The sequence below is a fragment of the Micromonospora sp. DT63 genome (assembly GCF_049841615.1).
GTDB lineage: Bacteria > Actinomycetota > Actinomycetes > Mycobacteriales > Micromonosporaceae > Micromonospora.
In genome coordinates this window covers 910,659-927,383 of record NZ_JBNCKQ010000002.1, presented here as the reverse complement: position 1 = coordinate 927,383, position 16,725 = coordinate 910,659, and the positions used below count along the sequence as shown (strand labels likewise).

At 73.0% G+C, this 16,725-nt stretch carries 15 protein-coding genes and 1 pseudogene; 6 read left to right on the top strand and 10 right to left on the bottom strand.

Annotated elements, in window-relative coordinates; translation table 11 throughout:
- Positions 1-65 precede the first annotated feature (65 nt).
- The 4 genes from ACLQ27_RS11155 to ACLQ27_RS11140 form a co-directional block, all read right to left on the bottom strand.
- Positions 66-509 carry an HNH endonuclease gene (locus tag ACLQ27_RS11155; RefSeq protein ID WP_357494899.1) on the bottom strand — a complete coding sequence of 148 codons (444 nt, stop codon included), beginning with the start codon at positions 507-509 and terminating at the stop codon, positions 66-68.
- 215 nt (positions 510-724) lie between these two features.
- Positions 725-1,981, bottom strand: a complete 1,257-nt coding sequence (locus ACLQ27_RS11150) for a hypothetical protein (RefSeq protein ID WP_425866604.1) — start codon at positions 1,979-1,981, stop codon at positions 725-727.
- A gap of 66 nt (positions 1,982-2,047) precedes the next feature.
- Positions 2,048-3,601 carry an FAD-dependent oxidoreductase gene (locus ACLQ27_RS11145; RefSeq protein ID WP_357574993.1) on the bottom strand — a complete coding sequence of 518 codons (1,554 nt, stop codon included), beginning with the start codon at positions 3,599-3,601 and terminating at the stop codon, positions 2,048-2,050.
- 30 nt (positions 3,602-3,631) lie between these two features.
- Entirely contained in the window at positions 3,632-4,114 is a 483-nt protein-coding gene (locus ACLQ27_RS11140) for an MSMEG_6728 family protein (RefSeq protein ID WP_357494893.1), read from the bottom strand.
- A 106-nt stretch (positions 4,115-4,220) separates the two neighbouring features.
- Between ACLQ27_RS11140 and ACLQ27_RS11135 the strand changes: the two are divergent.
- A pseudogene (locus ACLQ27_RS11135) lies at positions 4,221-6,125 on the top strand (potassium channel family protein); the annotation flags it as partial.
- On the opposite strand, the gene ACLQ27_RS11130 reads toward ACLQ27_RS11135, so the two are convergent.
- Positions 6,060-7,304, bottom strand: a complete 1,245-nt coding sequence (locus tag ACLQ27_RS11130; protein ID WP_425866601.1) for an APC family permease — start codon at positions 7,302-7,304, stop codon at positions 6,060-6,062. The pseudogene ACLQ27_RS11135 and the gene ACLQ27_RS11130 sit on opposite strands and share 66 nt — an antisense overlap.
- Positions 7,305-7,313: 9 nt before the next feature.
- Positions 7,314-8,051, bottom strand: coding sequence for a phosphatase PAP2 family protein (locus tag ACLQ27_RS11125; protein ID WP_357494982.1), 738 nt, complete (start codon positions 8,049-8,051; stop codon positions 7,314-7,316).
- Positions 8,052-8,171: 120 nt separating this feature from the next.
- Between ACLQ27_RS11125 and ACLQ27_RS11120 the strand changes: the two genes are divergently transcribed.
- Complete coding sequence (locus ACLQ27_RS11120; RefSeq protein ID WP_234583351.1) at positions 8,172-9,395, top strand: DUF4032 domain-containing protein; 1,224 nt, start codon at positions 8,172-8,174, stop codon at positions 9,393-9,395.
- A 291-nt stretch (positions 9,396-9,686) separates the two neighbouring features.
- Here ACLQ27_RS11120 and nagA read toward each other — a convergent pair whose 3' ends face one another.
- The 3 genes from nagA to ACLQ27_RS11105 all read right to left on the bottom strand — a co-directional run bounded on the left by nagA (position 9,687) and on the right by ACLQ27_RS11105 (position 12,791).
- Complete coding sequence (gene nagA / locus ACLQ27_RS11115) at positions 9,687-10,796, bottom strand: N-acetylglucosamine-6-phosphate deacetylase (protein ID WP_357494889.1); 1,110 nt, start codon at positions 10,794-10,796, stop codon at positions 9,687-9,689.
- A complete protein-coding gene (locus ACLQ27_RS11110) occupies positions 10,793-11,794 on the bottom strand; it encodes an ROK family protein (protein WP_425866599.1) in 1,002 nt (333 codons plus the stop codon). Before ACLQ27_RS11110 ends, nagA begins: the two co-directional genes overlap by 4 nt.
- A 67-nt stretch (positions 11,795-11,861) precedes the next feature.
- A complete protein-coding gene (locus ACLQ27_RS11105; protein WP_234583348.1) occupies positions 11,862-12,791 on the bottom strand; it encodes an SIS domain-containing protein in 930 nt (309 codons plus the stop codon).
- Positions 12,792-12,993: 202 nt separating this feature from the next.
- Here ACLQ27_RS11105 and ACLQ27_RS11100 point away from each other — a divergent pair, with 202 nt between their 5' ends.
- From ACLQ27_RS11100 to ACLQ27_RS11085, 4 genes are all read left to right on the top strand, one after another.
- On the top strand, positions 12,994-13,779 hold the full coding sequence (locus tag ACLQ27_RS11100; RefSeq protein WP_357494885.1) for a DeoR/GlpR family DNA-binding transcription regulator: 786 nt from the start codon (positions 12,994-12,996) through the stop codon (positions 13,777-13,779).
- 120 nt (positions 13,780-13,899) lie between these two features.
- Positions 13,900-14,910 (top strand): ATP-binding cassette domain-containing protein, encoded by a 1,011-nt coding sequence (locus ACLQ27_RS11095; protein ID WP_357574996.1) that lies wholly within the window; start codon positions 13,900-13,902, stop codon positions 14,908-14,910.
- A complete protein-coding gene (locus ACLQ27_RS11090) occupies positions 14,907-15,923 on the top strand; it encodes an ABC transporter permease subunit (protein ID WP_357574997.1) in 1,017 nt (338 codons plus the stop codon). Before ACLQ27_RS11095 ends, ACLQ27_RS11090 begins: the two co-directional genes overlap by 4 nt.
- A 112-nt stretch (positions 15,924-16,035) precedes the next feature.
- Positions 16,036-16,458: a DUF3263 domain-containing protein gene (locus tag ACLQ27_RS11085; protein WP_357494880.1), complete on the top strand. Its 423-nt coding sequence runs from the start codon at positions 16,036-16,038 to the stop codon at positions 16,456-16,458.
- Between the two features lie 11 nt (positions 16,459-16,469).
- On the opposite strand, the gene ACLQ27_RS11080 is transcribed toward ACLQ27_RS11085, so the two are convergent.
- Positions 16,470-16,685, bottom strand: a complete 216-nt coding sequence (locus tag ACLQ27_RS11080) for a hypothetical protein (RefSeq protein ID WP_234583345.1) — start codon at positions 16,683-16,685, stop codon at positions 16,470-16,472.
- Between the last annotated feature and the right edge of the window lie 40 nt (positions 16,686-16,725).

Sequence of the window (16,725 nt, the reverse complement as noted above, 5' to 3'; positions counted from 1 at the left end):
GGGGCCGGCGGGTGCCGCGCCGGGGCGTACCCCGACGCGGCCCCCCGTTCCCGCCGGCCGGTCGGTCACCGCCCCGCCAGCGACGCCCAGCCGGGGTTCACCGGCTCCCGGCGCAGCGGCATGCCCGCCTCCGCCGGGGTGCGGTCGCCCTTGCGCTGATTGCAGCCGTAGCAGGCGGCGGTGGTGTTTCGCCAGGTGTTCCGGCCGCCCCGTGAGCGCGGCAGGATGTGGTCGATGGTCGACGCGATCCCGCCGCAGTACGCGCAGCAGCGCTCGTCGCGGCGGAGCACCCCGGCCCGGGACCAGGCCGGCCCGGAGTTGAACCGCCACCGGGTGACCACGTAGCGGACCAGTCGCACCACCCGGGGCAGCGGGAAGACGCCGATCACCTGGTCCGGCTCCGCCTCGTGGATCTCGGCCACCCGGCGGCAGAGCATCCGGACGGCGTGCTGAACGGTGACCCGGTGCAACGGGCCGAGGTCGGCGTTGATGACGAGGACGGCGTCCACCGGGGACTCCTTTCAGCTGGTGACGGACAGCGAAGAGCCGCCCGGTCCGGCGTTCGGACGGGGCGGCTCGGCGCGTACGGGAACGCGTCAGTCGGGCCGGCCCGTCCGGGGGCCTTCCGCTCGCCAACCGTCGCCGGGCAGCGTCGACGACAGCACGGTGGTGACGTGCGACATCGTCATGATCGGCTCCCGCGGCGGTGGTTGACCTTGCGCGATCACGGTAGGTCGGCACCCGAGAGCGGGGCAACGTATTTCGATGGGCCGCCCGGCTCCGCGGGACGACGCTGACGTCGGGTCCGAGGAGCGCGCCGGGTCCGTGGAGCGCGCCGGGTCGGGGGAGCGACCCCTGCCGCGCGATGGGCGTTGGCCAGGGGCCGGTCCAGCCGCAGGGCCATCCGCGCGGTGAGTTCGCTGTCCAGCAGCGGCCGGTTGACCTCCCCCGCGACAGCCAGCGCGGGACCGGAGACGGAACGCCAGATGGCGGCCAGCCCGGCGCCCAGCCCGAGCAGAGCGACGGTGGCCCGCGTGGTCGGCGAACCGGCCGCGGCGGCGGCGCTCACCCCGACCACCGCGAAGAGCACCACCAGCAGGGGCACCAGCACCGGCCAGAAGATGCCCCGGGCGGCCTGGGCCACCAGTCGCCGGTCCCGGATGATCAGGTTCCGGGCGACCACCGCGTAGTCCTCCTCGTCAAGCAGGTCGCGCGGGTGCAGGCCGCCGGTGAGTACGCCGCGCCAGAGGTCACCCTGGTTGCGTAGTTCGCGGCTCAGCTCGGCCGGCTCGGGTTCGGCCGGATCGCCCCGGCCGGCCCGTTCCACGGCGACTGCCCAGGCGGCCAGCGAGCGGCGCACCACAGCGGCGGAGTACGGCGGCAGCACGCTGGCCAACTCGTCCAGCCACCGGCTGATCTGGATCTGCCGGCCGTCGAAGCGGCGCAGCAGTTGGGCGGCGTCGCCGGGCCGGACCGTGTCGGCCAGGGACCGGCCCAGCCGGTAGGCGAGCCCGACGCGGAGGTTGGTGGCCATCGCCCAGCGCAGCACGTCCACGTTGAGGTCGTCGAGGGCGAGCAGCAGCGGTTCGGTGTCGGCGGTGTCCGACTGTTCCGCCTCGGGCAGCCGGTCCAGGTCGGGCAGCCGGGTCCGGGCTGCGGACGTGTCCGGCAGCGGCCCGGTGTGCCGGGTGAGCGCCGAGATCTGGGCCAGCGCGACGTCCACGCCGTCGAGGTACATCCGCATCCGGCGCGGGAGTGACATCTCGGTCAGGTTGGAGAGCTTGGCCGGTGGGTGGGCCGGGGCGGTCGGGCCGGGTTCGGCGTGCTGCCCGTGGTGGTACGCGTCGGCCATCCACCAGCCCAGCCGCAGCGCGATGACGACGCAGGCGCGTTCGTCGCGGAGCATCGGGTACGCGTCGTCCCGAACGGTCTCGTCAGCCGGCCGGACGTCCGCCGGGCCGGCGCGGTGCAGTGGTGACATCGCTGCTGCCCTCCCGCCCGGCCGATCGACGGATGATCATTCGAGCGTACGGCAGCGTAGCGTCGCTTATGTTGGTTTTTGTCGGTTTGGGGTGCTCCGCCCGGCCAGCAGGCCCCGGGGCCGGATCGAGCGCACCGGCTCGGCCGCGGCGCCCTCCGCGCGCAGGATGTGGTTCGCCGCGATGATCCCGGTGGCTGCGGACCGCTCCATCAGGGCGCTCGGGAAGTCCGTGGCGATGCCGTCACCGGCCAGATAGACGCCGGACGCCTCGGTGCGCACCCCGGGCCGCCAGGCGTGGCTGCCCGGCGTGAACGCCGGCGCCTGCGCCTCCACCCGGGCACGCAGCTCCCGGACCCGCAGGTCAGCCGCCTCCGGCCAGAGCGCCACCAGCTCGCGGCGCATCCGCTCGGCCAGCTCCTCGGCCGGCACACCGGGCTCACAGGCGTACGCGTGCAGCTCGATTATCGAACCGCCGGTCTGCCGCGCCCAACGGCGCGACTCGTTCTCCAGCCGGTGGTAGAGCGTCACCGAGTCCAGTGTGGGCTGGCGCGACACCCCGCTGAACACGGCGCGGTCGGCCGACACGTCCCCGTCGCACCAGTACCGCGCCACCGCGTACGGCGGGCCGGGCGTGCCGAAGCGGGGCATCCGCGCCGCCAGCTCCGGTGCCCGCCCGACCAGGTCGGGGGAGGCCGCCACCAGCGCGGCCAGCGCCGGCGGATCCACCGCGAGCACCACGTGGGCCGCCGGGTGGCTGCCACCGTCGGTGGTCGTCACCCGCCAACCCTCGCCGTCACGGTGCACCCCCGTGGCGCCGGAGCCGGTGACCACCCGACCGCCGTGCTTCTCCACGTGCCTCGTCAGCGGCTGCCAGATCGCCGTCGCGTAGTCCTCGTCGGGGCAGTCGAAGGCCAGCCCCTCCGGATTGCCGAGCAGGTAGAAGTGGAACTGGGCTACCATCTCCGCCGCCGACATCTCCGCCTCGTGGTTGAAGAACGAGTGCGAGAAGACCTCGAACAGCATCGCCCGCGCCCGGTCCGGCAGCCGTAGCGAGGCCAGCAGCTCGTCGGCGGTGGTGTCGTCCAACTCCGCGTAGGTGCGGACCGGGTCGTAGGTGAGCAGCGGCAACGCCGCGTCCCGGTCCATCGACCGCAGGTCGGCCAGGCGCAGACTGGGACTGCGCAGCAGCAGCGCCAGCAGGTTCGCCGGCGGCGCGGGCGGCAGCCTGCCGAACTCCTCGGTCGGCCACTGTGCACTGAGGATCGGGTAACCCGGAATCGGCTTGAGGAAACCCAGGTCGGGATCGACCCGACGGAGGATCGAGCGCCAGTTGTAGTACTGCCGGAAGAACGCGTGGAACCCGTGCTCGTTCTGCTGCTCGCCGTCGCCGAGCGCTTCGGGCCACGCGCCGAGCCGCCCGCCCAGCGTGGGCGCCGCCTCCAGCACCGTCACCGCAACACCCCGCTCGGCGAGCACGACCGCCGCCGACATGCCGGCGATCCCGCCGCCGACAACCACCGCCGCGACCGGTCGCGGCACGCGGTCGGCGCCACCTCCACCCGGGTCCACCTGGTGCTGACGTACGCCGATGAGCCGACCCACCACACGCGACAGCGCCACGCGCACCTCCCTCTTCGGGCCCAGTCTCCCCTACGGCAGGCAGCGGCGCTCGCGGTCGGACGCGGGCCAGACGTACTCCAGGTCGTCGGGGGTGTCGGCGCCGAAGATCGGGCGGTAGTGCGTCGGGTCCTTGCGCAGCAGCGACGAGCGGTGGCTCAGGTGCAGGTCGTCGCGGCCCAGCCAGGGCGGCAGGTCACCGGCGCGGGCCAGCTCGTCCTGCGTGCGGACGACGCCGGCCCCGCAGGCGGCGGCGAGGTCGACGGTAAGCGTGGTGGCGCAGGTGTCGGCGCGTCCCGGCTCGGTCCAGACGGCACACATGTCCAGCCCGTAGCGGGTGAGCGCCTCCTCGTACCCGGCCCACATCTTCACCGCCGGATGGTTGCGCCACCCGTACCCCGGCCAGGTGAGCCCGCGCAGCACCTGGATGGCCTCCACCCGCTGCTTGCCCAGCCGCTTCTGGTCCAGCGCGCGGGCGCTGGCCAGAAAATCCGGGTACGGCAGGAAGGTCTGCATCCCGCTGCTCTACCCGCCGCCCCTGTCGACATGCCTGGTCTCCGTGCGTGGCCGGGATGATCCGGGCGGGGTCGCCCAGTGTGGTCGTGCTGGTTACGATCCGGGCATGGCGGAGCCGTGGCGGGACCGGGCGCGACGGGCGGTCGAGTGGAACTGGCGGCTACGCGCCGCCGGTGACCCGCGTCCGCACTACGTGATCTGCGGTCAGGACGCTCTCGCCTACTACGTGGCCCGCGCGATGGTCGAATCCGACCTCCCGGCCGGCGGCGTCCGGGTGACAGTCGTGCTGCCGGAGCGCTACCGCCGCAACGGGCCGGACGTGGCCGGGCTGCGCGGGGTCCGCGTGGTCCGCTCGGAGCGCCTGGACGTGGCGACCTTCGAGGCCGCCGGGCTGGCCGGGGCGACCGGTCTGGCCCTGCTGCACCAGGACGACGTCGGCAACCTGCACGCCGCGCTTTGCGCCCAGGCCGTCGACCAGCGGGTGCGCCAGGTGCTGCGGATGTTCAACGGCACTCTCGCCGACGGCGTACGCAAGCTGCTCAAGGCGCCCGTCGAGGTGCTCTCCGACGCCGAGATGGCCGCGCCGGCGTTCGTCGCAGCCGCGCTCGGCGAGGTCGACCCCAGCTCCTTCCAGCATCGGGACAAGACGTTGCGGGTGGCGCGGCGTGCCGACGTGCGGGAGCAGGACGTGGTCTGCGCGCTGGCCCACCTCACCGAGCAGCAGGGCGTGGAGTTGCTGCCGGACGAGTGGGTCCCCGCCGACCTGGTGCTCGCGGAGGTGACCGGGCAGCCGCCGGGCACCGAGGTCGCCGCCCGGCGGCTGGTCCGGGCGCGGCGGCGGCGCCGCCCGATCGCGGTGCTGATGAGGGCCGTACGCGGCTTCGCCACCCGCAAGATCGGCATCGCGGTGATGCTGGTTCTCGCGGTCATCGCGGTCCTGGGAGCGCTGATCTCCCGCGCCGAGGACGTCTCACCGCTGGAGGCGCTCTACCTGACGTTGGTCACCACGCTCAGCGGTGCCGACCCGGACACCGACAAGGCGGCCGACGCGCAGATCATGCAGGTGGTGCTCAACCTGGCCGGGTTGGCGCTGATCCCGCTGATCACCGCGGTCGTCGTGGACGGCATCGTCAACGCCCGGCTGGCCCTGCACACCGGCCGGCTGCAACCGGCTCGCGCCGGGCACGTGGTGGTGATCGGTCTGGGCAACGTCGGCACACGGGTGATGGCACAGCTCCGCGAGTACGACGTCGAGGTGGTGGCGATCGACAAGGACCCGGAGCCGCGTGGCGGGGCGCTGGCCCGCCAGTTGGAGGTGCCGCTGATCGTCGGCGACGCCGCGCTGCCTGAGACACTGGCCGCCGCGTCGGTGGCCGACTGCCAGGCGTTGGTGGTGGCGTCCACCGACGACGTCGCCAACCTGGAGGCGGCCCTGGCCGCGCGCGATCTCCGGGACGACCTGCGGGTGGTGCTGCGGCTCTTCGACGGTGACTTCGCCGAACGGGTGGAGGAGACCTTCGCTCTCGGGGTGTCCCGATCGGTCTCCTACCTGGCGGCCCCGGCCTTCATCGGCGCGCTCACCGAACGCGCGGTGATCACGACGATCCCGGTCGACAGGCATGCGCTGCCGGTCGCCGAGGTGCCGGTCGCCGCGGGCTCGGAGCTGGACGGCGCACCGCTGGAGGCGGTCTCCCGGAACGGGCAGGTCCGCCTGATCGCCCGGACGGCGGCCGGTGGGGCGAAGACGATCTGGTGGAGGGACCTCGACCCGCGACAGGTGATCTTCGCCGGTGACCGGCTCACCGTGGTCGCCCGCCGGCGTGGCCTGGACTGGCTGACCACCCAGTGCGCCCCGCCCGCCCGTACCGGTCCAATTCCCCGGCCGACCGGGTCGGCGCCCGGCGGCGAATCGATCCCGTCGTCGGTGCCGCGCCCGGCGGACCTCTCAGCGACTCCGCTGCCGCAGGCCGTACCCGACGACGCCCGCGACGAGCACCCCGAACCCGGCGAGGACGCTGCTGAGCGGCAGGTTGACCGCCAGCAGCAGGCAACCGACAAGCCCCAGGCCGGCGAGCACCTGCACCGGTAGTTTCCGCTCCCGATCCCGATCCCGGCCGAGCGTGAGTGCCGCCGCGTTGGTGATCGCGTAGTAGACGAGCACCGTGCAGCTGGAGAAGCCGATCGCGTCGCGGACGTCACCGAGCAGCACCACCACGATCACCACGGCGGCGACTGCCAGCTCGGCGCGGTGCGGCACCTGGTGCACCTGGTGCACGGCGGCCAGCGCACTGGGAAGGTCGCGGCGGCGGGCCATCGCGAGGGTCGTCCGGCCGACCCCGGCGACGAGGGACAGCAGCACCCCGACGACGGCGATCGTGGCCCCGGCGCGGACCACCCAGGCCAGACCGGGCAGGCCGGCGGCGGTCACCACGTCGACCAGGGGCGCAGCCGAACCGGCCAGCCGGTCGGCGCCGAGCACGCCGAGCGTCACCACGGCCAGCACCAGGTAGATCGCGAGCACCGCGCCGAGGGCCAGCGGCACCGCGCGGGGGATGGTCCGCTGCGGGTCGCGGACCTCCTCGCCGAGCGTGGCGATCCGTGCGTAGCCCGCGAAGGCGAAGAACAGCAGCCCGGCGGCGGTGAGCACACCCCGGCCGGAGCCACCGGGGTCGCCGAGCCGATCCAGATGCACCGGCCCACCCACCACGCCGACGACAGCGACAAACGTCAGCACCACGAGCACCACGCCGACGAGGGCCTTCGTGGCGGTGGCGGTCTTGCCGATGCCGCGCAGGTTCACCGCCGTCACCGCGACCACCGCGCCGACCGCGACCAACCGCGCCTGCCCCGGCCACAGGTACGCCCCGATGGTCAACGCCATCGCCGCGCAGCTCGCCGTCTTGCCGACCACGAAACCCCAGCCGGCCACGAAGCCGGCCAACGGTCCGAGCCGTTCCCGGCCGTAGACGTAGGTGCCACCGGATTCCGGGTAGCGGGCCGCCAACCGGGCCGAGCTGGTCGCGTTGCAGAAGGCGATGAAGCCGGCGAGCACCAGCGCGGGCAGCAGGCCGGCGCCGCCGGCCGCCGCCGCGGCCGGACCGAACACCACGAAGACGCCCGCGCCGAGCATCGAGCCCAACCCGATGACAACCGCATCGTGTACGCCGAGCCGCCGCGCCAGTTGATCCACGCTTCGACCCTAGGGGTACGAGGTGAACGGCTGGTCCCAGTGGCGTAGCCGGCCGCCCAGTGGCAGATCGTCCCAGGGCACCCGGTGCAGCAGCCGGTCCAGGAGAAGCCCGAGCAGCAGCCCGGCCACCGAGTCGGTCAGCCAGTGCCAGCCCAGATAGGTGGTGGTGGTGAGGACCACCAACGGTGGCACCACCCGGATCACGGTGACCAGCCGGGGCGGCAGGTGCCGGCCGAAGCTGCGCGCGAGGGGGGCGAGCAGCAGGGCGATGACGCCGTACCAGACGATCGCGTTGGCGACGTGCCCGGACGGGTAGGACTGGGCGAACCGCACCGGCAGGTCGTCGTGGAACAGCGGCAGGGTCTGCTCGGGCGGCAGGAACGGCTCCTTGACGCTGGCGCTCGGTGCCGCCCGGGCGGTCCAGACCTTGAGCGGGCCGATCGTCAGGTAGGTCAGCACGAAGCCGACCACCGGCGGCAGGATCGGCCGCACCGACCGCAGCCGGACGGCCAGCAGCACGCCCAACCCGGCGGCGATGAGAGTCAGCGGGGTGCCCTGGCCGAGCAGGTTGAACACCCGGGCCACCCAGTACGCGACCGTCGGCCGGTGCGCCTCGGCCCAGTCGGCGACGGCCCGGTCCAACCCGAAGAGCTGGTGGGCGACGAGGGCGACGGTCAACCCGACCAGGGCGGCCAGCAGCAGGGCGTCGAACCACCAACCGGCCGGGCGGACGGGCCGTAGCCGCAGGTCACGTCGTACCGCCGTGGGTTTGAGCACGCGACCACGCTACCGGGCCGACGCGAGGCCGGGGTGTTCGGCGTTGTGGGCCGAGCCACGATGTGAGGCGGATGCGGGGGGCGACCCGTCATGCTTGTGCCCGTGCGGATCACGTCTGCCCTCGTGGACCCGGCGCTGCTCGACCTGCCCTGGTCGACACCGCTGGAGGAGTGGCCTGCCCAGCACCTGGTGGCCCTGCCCCAGGGCATCTCCCGACACATCGTCCGCTTTGTCCGCCTGGGCGACTACGTCTACGCGTTCAAGGAGACCCGCGAGCGGATCGCCGAGCGGGAGTACGACCTGCTGCGGGCCCTGGAGCGCATCGACTTCCCGTCCGTCGAGGCGGTGGCGGTGGTCGCCGACCGGCAGACCGACGACGGCGAGCCCCTCGAATCGGTGCTGATCACGCGGCATCTGCAGTTCTCGCTGCCGTACCGGGCGCTCTTCTCGCACACCCTGCGCCCCGAGACGATGAGCCGGCTGCTCGACGCGCTCGCCGCCCTGATCGTGCGGATGCACCTGACCGGCTTCTTCTGGGGCGACTGCTCGCTGTCGAACACGCTGTTCCGCCGCGACGCGGGCGCGTTCGCCGCCTACCTGGTCGACGCGGAGACGGGCGCCCTGCACAACTCGCTCTCCAACGGGCAGCGCGGCGAGGACCTGGAGATCGCCCGGGTGAACATCTTCGGTGAGGCGCTGGACCTCCAGGCCGCCGGCCTGCTGCACGAGTCCATCGACCCGGAGGTGGTCTGCGAGGAGGTCGTGCAGCGCTACGAGCGGCTCTGGCACGAGATCACCTACGAGCAGGCGGTCGAACGGGAGGCGCGGCACGACATCGAGGGCCGCATCCGCCGGCTCAACGAGCTGGGCTTCGACGTGGCCGAGGTCGCCATGTCGACGATCGACGACGGGCGCTACCTGGTGCGACCGAAGGTGGTCGACGCCGGCTACCACACCCGGCGGCTGCTGCGGCTGACCGGTCTCGACGCCGAGGAGAACCAGGCCCGCAAGCTGCTCAACGACCTGGACGCGTACCGGGCGGAGAGCGATCTGACCGACGAGCAGCAGGCGGCGCACCGCTGGCTCACCGAGGTCTTCGAGCCGGTGGTCCGGGCCGTGCCCGCACACCTGCGCCGCAAGCTGGAGCCGCAGGAGCTGTTCGCCCAGATCATCGAGCACAAGTGGCTGCTCTCCGAGCAGGCCGGCCGGGACGTCGGGATGGCGCCCGCAGTGCAGTCGTACCTGTCCGACGTGCTGGTGCACCGCCCCGACGAACAGGCCGTGCTCGGCGTCGACGTCCCCGCCCTGGGCTGAGACGGCCTCCGCTTCACGGCGCCGCCGTGCTGGCCGCCGCTTGTCGCCGCCCGTCGCCCTCTGGTGCTGTTGCGGTCGTCGCGACCGGAGCCTTGAGTCCGACACGTCCCGGACGGCCAGCCCCTCGACAGGGATGGAGACGCGTCCTGTCGAGCTGCCCCAGATATGGGGCAGTCGCCGCCCCAGGTCCTAGCCCCACCTATGGGGCAGCTCGACAGCGTGTGCAGTAGCAAGGGGCGTTGCCGTCCGGGCGCGCGCGGCGAGCGCGACGGGAGGGGCAGCCCAGGCGCGTCACTCCACCCAGGAGCCGCCGCGCAGCACCCGCACCACGTTGAGGTCGTCGTCGAGCACGACCAGGTCGGCGCGGAGGCCGACCTGGAGGGCACCGACCCGGTCGCCCAGGCCGATGGCGCGGGCCGGGGTGGTGGCCACCATCCGGGCGGCGTCGGCCATCGGGATTCCGGCGTGCACGGCGTGTCGCAGCGCCGCGTCCATGGTCAGTGTGCTGCCGGCGATCGCGCCGTCGCGGGCGAGTCGGGCCACCCCGTCGGTCACCGTGACGGCCTGACCGCCCAACTCGTACTCGCCGTCGGCCATTCCCGCGGCGGCCATCGCGTCGGTGATGAGCGCGGCGCGGTCCGGGCCGACTGTCGCGGTGGTGAAGGTCAGGATGCCGTCGTGCAGGTGCACCCCGTCGGCGACCAGTTCACAGATCACGGTCGGCGCGTCGAGCATGGCCACCACCGGGCCCGGCTCGCGATGGTGCACGGGCCGCATGCCGTTGAACAGGTGCGTACCCACGCTCGCGCCGGCAGCGATGGCGGCGCCGGTCTGCTCGTAGGTGGCGTCGGTGTGGCCCACGGCCGCCACCACGCGGTGGGTGGTGAGCAGCTTGATCGCCTCCAGCGCGCCGTCGCGTTCCGGGGCGAGGGTGACCATGCGGATCGCGCCCCGACCCAACTCGATCAGCTCGGTCAGCTCGTCCGTCGACGGGTCGCGCAGGTACTCCGGGTTCTGTGCCCCGCAACGGGCCGCGGAGAGGTAGGGGCCCTCGAAGTGGACGCCCGCCAGCACGCCCTCGTCGACCAGCGGCGCGAACGCCTCGGTGGCCGAGCGCATCACCGCAAAGGGCGCGCTGACCAGGCTGGCCAGCAGCGTCGTGGTGCCGTGCGCCAGGTGGAAGCCGGCCGCGGCGCGCGCCTGGTCGGCGTCCCCGGTGGTGAAGGTGTGCCCGCCGCCGCCGTGGGTGTGCATGTCGACGAAGCCCGGCAGGATCCAGTGTCCGTCGCGGACCGACGGATACTCGGCCACGGCCGTGATGCGGTCGCCGTCCCACTCGACGCAGCCCTGCCGGATGACACCGGTCGGGGTCACCACTTTGCCGTTTACCCGTACGGTCATCGCTCCTCCTGATGGTCAAGGACGCGGGCGGCGTCCGTGTCACGGACGCCCGCGGCGTCCAGCGCGAGCAGGGCGGCGCCGAGGCAGCCCGCCTCGTCACCGAGGGCCGCCGCGACCAGCCGCGGCTCCCGGTGGAAGGTCATCCGCTCGTGCAGCGCCGCCCGCAGTGGGCCGAGGAGGCCGTCGCCCGCCTGGGCCAGGCCGCCGCCGAGCACGATCGTCGACACGTCGAACAGCGCCTGCCCGGTGGCGAGGCCGTCGGCGAGGGCCTCGACCGCCTCCTGCCAGACCCGGCTGGCGAGGGGCTCACCGGCGGCCGCCCGCTCGGCCACCATGGCGGCCGTCACGGCGGCACCGGGCATCTGCTCCGCGCCGTCGCCGGCCAGCTCGCTGTAGCGGCGGCCGATCGCGGCCGCCGAGGCGACCGCCTCCAGGCAACCGGGTCGCCCGCAGCCGCAGCGCGGGCCGTCGGGACGGACCAGGATGTGGCCGATCTCCCCGGCGGCGCCGTGCGCGCCGACGGCGGCCGAGCCGTCGACGACGTACGCGGCGGCGATGCCGGTGCCGATCGCCACGAAGAGCACGTGGTCGGCGTCGCGCCCGGCGCCGAGCCGGGCCTCGGCGAGGCCGCCGGCGCGCACGTCGTGGCCGAGCGCTGTGGGCAGCCCGAGCCGCGTCACGGCCAGGTCCCGCAGCGGTACGTCCCGGAAGCCCACGTTCGCCGACCAGACCGCGACCCCGCGCGCCTCGTCCACCACCCCGGGGACGGCGATGCCTGTCGCGACCGGGGTGAGGCCGTCGGCTCGGGCCTTGCCGATCAGCCCGTCGGCCACGTCGAGGATGGTGTCGAGCACGGGGGCCGGGCCGCGCGCGGCGTCGGTGGGGTGTCGCTCGGTGTGTACGACGACGCCGTCCGGTCGGACCAGGGCGCACTTCATGCCGGTGCCGCCGACGTCCAGCGCCACGACCACCCGGTCATCGCTCACGGCACCGCTCACGGCACCGCTCACGGTGCAGGCTCGGTTCGCGACTGCGGGGCTCGCAACCCCGGCTCACTCCTCGCGCTCATGCCAGCACCACGGACCGGCTGAGGTGCCGGGGCGCGTCGGGGTCGAGGCCCCGGCTGGTCGCCAGGGCGACCGCGAAGCGCTGGGCCAGGATCAGGTCGGCCATCGGGTCCACCGGCGTACGACCGGCGGACCAGCTGCCGAGCACCGTGCGCCAGCCGTGTGTACGGCTGTGCACGAAGGCCGCGCCGGTGGCGGCCACGTCCTCGGGCAGCCCCTCGGGCAGCTCGCCGAACGCCCACACGAGCCGCCCCGGTGCGGCGATCGAGATGGGGCCGTGCCGGTAGTCCATCGCCGGGTACGCCTCGGCCCAGAAGGTGGCCGCCTCGCGGCACTTCAGCGCGGCCTCCTGGGCGAGGCCGACCGTCCACCCCCGGCCGAGGAAGGTGGCCTGCCCGATGGTGGCCGGGTCGATCGGCAGCGGGGAGCGCACCGCCACCTCGGCGTCGGCGGCGAGCGCGGTCACCGGGTCGCCGAGGTGTGCCCGGAGCAGGGCCAGCGCGGTCGTCGCGAAACGGGTCTGCACCACCGACCGCTCGTCGGCGAACGGCATGGTCACCGCGGCCGTGGCCAGGTCGACCGCCGGCGCGGCCGGGTCGCCGACGATGACTGTGGTGGGTGTCCGTCCGCGCAGCGCGGCGAGCAGCTCCAGCACCTCGGTGGTGGTGCCGGAGCGGGTGATCGCGATCAGCCGGTCGTAGTGGCGGCCGGCCGGGAACTCGGACGCCTGGAACGCGTCGGTCTCGCCCTGGCCGGCCTGCTCGCGGCGGGCCGCGTACGCCATCGCCATGAACCACGACGTGCCGCAACCGACGACGGCGACCCGCTCGCCGGGGCGGGGAAGGTCGCCGCGTACGGCACCGGACAGCTCGGCGGCCTCCCGCCAACAGTCGGGCTGGCTCGCGATCTCCGCGTCCACGTACGCCATGGGAAACTCCTCGCCGGGCCGACCTGTCTGCGCAATACGGCTCGTTACACCCGTATTTCGCGCGTTATTCTGCGCGAAGCGGGGTCGTCGTGGCAACCGCCCGGCCGATCGCGCAGATGAGCCTTTTGCGCCAGGCTAGTTTCGCGCACTAGTGTGCACGCAATCAATCACCGAGCGTGCAGTTGCTGGGAGGGCCCCCGCGGTGGACCGGTACGCCAGATGGAACGCCCTGCTGGAGATGCTGACCGACAACGGCCGGGTCAGCGTCGAGGCGGCCGCCGAGCGGCTGGACGTCTCCCAGGCCACCATCCGACGTGACTTCGACCAGCTCGCCCAGCAGCAGATGATCACCAGGACCCGGGGTGGCGCGGTCGCCAACGGTGTCTCGTACGACCTGCCGCTGCGCTACAAGACGGCCAAGCACTCGGCTGAGAAGCAGCGGATCGGCGCCGCCGCCGCGGCGCTCGTCACGCCCGGCACCGTGGTCGGCCTCAACGGTGGCACCACCAGCACGGAGGTGGCCCGGGCCCTCGCCGTACGACCGGACCTGAACACCAGCGCCGAGGGTGCCCAGCTCACGGTGGTGACCAACGCGCTGAACATCGCCAACGAGCTGCTCGTGCGGTCGCGGATGAAGGTGGTGGTCGCCGGCGGGGTGGTGCGGCCGAAGTCGTTCGAGCTGGTCGGCCCGCTGGGCGGTGCGCTGCTGCGGGAGGTCACCCTGGATGTCGCGTTGCTCGGCGTGGACGCGATCGACCCGCAACTCGGCGCCGCCGCGCACCACGAGGGTGAGGCGGCCATGAACAACCTGATGGTGGCCCGCGCCAAGCGGGTCGTGATCATCGCGGACTCGTCCAAGTTGGGCGGTCACGCCTTCGCCCGCATCTGCCCGGTCGAGCGGGTCGAGACGCTGGTGACCGACTCGGGGGCGGCCCCGGAGCTCGTGGACGCCTTCCGGGCGGCCGGCGTGCAGGTCGTCTGCGCCTGAATGGCGACACTCCGTAGCTGAAACGCATCGATCGGCGTGTCGATGCATACCGGGTATTGCGCGGCGCTGCATACCGCGTATGGTGTCGGCTGTCACGCCCACCATCGGGGGAGGTGCAGCTTGCCAGCTGTCCTGGAGATCGAAGGTCTACGTAAGACGTACAAGAGTCGTCGACGCGGCACCCGCAACGCGCTCGACGGCTTCGACATGCGGGTCGACGCGGGGCAGGTGCACGGCTTCCTGGGCCCCAACGGGTCCGGCAAGACGACCACGCTGCGTACGCTGCTCGGCCTCATCCGGCCCGACGGTGGCCGGATGACGCTGCTCGGGCACGAGGTTCCCGCCGCGCTGCCCACCGTCGCCGGCAACGTCGGCGCGATCGTCGAGAGCCCGCAGTTCTTCCCGCACTTCTCGGCCCGGGACACGCTGTCCCTGCTGGCCGGGGCCGGGGAGGTGCCCGCCACGCGGGTCGACGAGGTGCTGGAGCTGGTCGGGCTGCGCGACCGCGCCGGCGAGCGCGTCAAGACGTACTCGCTGGGCATGAAGCAGCGGCTCGCGGTCGCGTCCGCCCTGCTGAAGAACCCGACGCTGCTCATCCTCGACGAGCCGGCCAACGGCCTCGACCCGGGCGGCATCCGGGAGATGCGCACGCTGATGCGGACGCTCGCCGAATCCGGGATGACAGTGCTGCTGTCCAGCCACATCCTCGGCGAGATCCAGCTGATCTGCGACTCGGTCACCATCATCTCGCTCGGCCGACGGGTCGCCTTCGGCCCGGTCGACGAGGTGCTCGCCCAGCACTCGTCCGGCGCGGTCCGGGTCCGCCTGGAGGCGGTCAGCGACCTGCCGACGGCCACCGAGGCCCTCACCCGGGCCGGGATCCGGGTCACCGGGCACCCCGACCACCTGATGCTGAGCGGTGTCGACAAGCCGGCCACCGTGACCCGGCTGCTCGCCGAGCACAACCTGTACGTCAGCGAGCTGGCCCCGATCGCGGTCGACCTGGAGAGCGTCTTCCTCGAACTGACCGCCACCGCGCCGGTCCCCGGCCAGCACCGCCAGGTTGACGAGTCCACGAAGGTTGGTGGGACGGGTCAGCCCGGCGCCACCGCGGGAGGGTGGGGCGCGTGAGCCTCTTTCGGACGGAGCTGCGCCGGCTGACCAAGCGGCGCTTCACCCGCTACATGACGCTTCTCGGCCTGCTGGTGCTGGCCGCGGTAGTGGTCGGTGTCTTCTTCACCAACCACAAGATCGACGCCGGTCAGCTCGCCAAGGCCGAGCGTCAGGCCGACCAGCAGTACCAGGAGCAGGTCCGCTGGAGCGAGCAGGAGCGGGTCAACTGCGAGCAGGCCAAGACGGCCGGCACGTCGAACGACGGCCGCTACCCCGACGACTGCTCGGTGATCACGGCCCCGTCGCGGGACCAGATCGAGGCGGAGTGGTTCCTGCCCTCGACGTTCAACTTCCGCAAGACGTTCGACGAGACACTGGTCCCGTTCGCGGCGATCCTCGCCCTGGTCGGGTTCGTCATCGGCGCGTCCTTCGTCGGCGCCGAGTGGAGCACCGGCGGCATGATGAACCTGCTGCTCTGGCGGCCGAAGCGGCTCACCGTACTGCTCACCAAGCTGGCCGCGCTGCTCACCGGCATCCTGGCGGTGACGCTGCCCGCCGCGGTGCTGTGGTTCGCCGGGTTCTGGGCGGTGGCCAGCTTCCGGGGCAGCACCGAGAAGATGACCTCGGGTGCCTGGCAGTCGTTCGCCCTGACCGGGGTACGCGGCGTGGCGCTGGTGCTCGTGCTCACCACCATCGGCTTCGCGCTGGCCTCGCTGGGCCGGCACACCGCGATGGCCCTCGGTGGTGTCGTGGCGCTCATGGTGGTCGGCCAGTTCGGCCTGGGCATTCTGCTGTCGATGGCCAGCGTGAAGTTCGCCGAGGCGTGGCTGCTGCCCACCTACGCCCTGGCGTGGATGACCAAGAAGGTGACACTGCAGGACTGGGACGCCTGCAACGCCACCTACTCCGGGGAGTGCAAGCCGGACACCATGGACATCACCTGGCAGCAGTCGTCCGTACTGTTCTCGATCGGGGTCGTGGTGATCCTCGGCGCGGCGCTCTGGACGATGCGTCGACGCGACATCACCTGATCGACGTCACGGAGTCAACGGCACGGCCGGCCCCACCGTCGGGTTTTCCGACGTGCGGAGCCGGCCGTGCCGGCTGCTGCGACAGTGGTCGGCCCTGGCTAGGCTGAACGTCATGCCCGCCGACGCCGCGCCTACCGCTCCCGAGCCGTCCACCGACGCTCGTCCGGGCGAGCTGGCCGGCGGTGTCGCGCCCAGCGTCCCGACCCCCCGCCCGGCACCGCCCGTCGAGAGCACCGACGACGCCCCGCCGGCCGACACCGAAGCGGCAGACGACGAGACGGCCACCGCCCCGGCCGCGCCCCCGGCGGGCCTGACCGCGCGCGAACTGGCCATCCTCGCCTTCGAGCAGCAGTGGTGGCGGCACGCCGGCGCCAAGGAGCAGGCCGTCCGGGACACCTTCGGCGTCTCCTCCACCCGGTACTACCAACTGCTCAACGGGCTGCTGGACAATCCGGCGGCGCTCGCCGCCGACCCGGTGCTGATCGGCCGGCTCCGCCGGCTCCGCTCGTCGCGCGCCCGCAACCGCCGTCGCTGAGCCCGCCGGCCCTACTTCTTCTCGTACCCCTGCAGGCCGTTGCCGATGGCGAAGAACGTCGGCGCCCACTCGCCGATGAAGATGCCCCACCGGTCCGCGCGCGCCACACCGGCCCGCTCCAGGTGCCTGGACAGGAACCAGCTGGTGAACGACAGGCCGATGCTGGCGAAGCCCGCCATGTACATGTGTTCCGCCTTGAGCCCCGATTCGTGCAACCGCTTCAACATGCGATCCCCCTGACGCTGTGGACGGTCTGCGCGGTCCGGA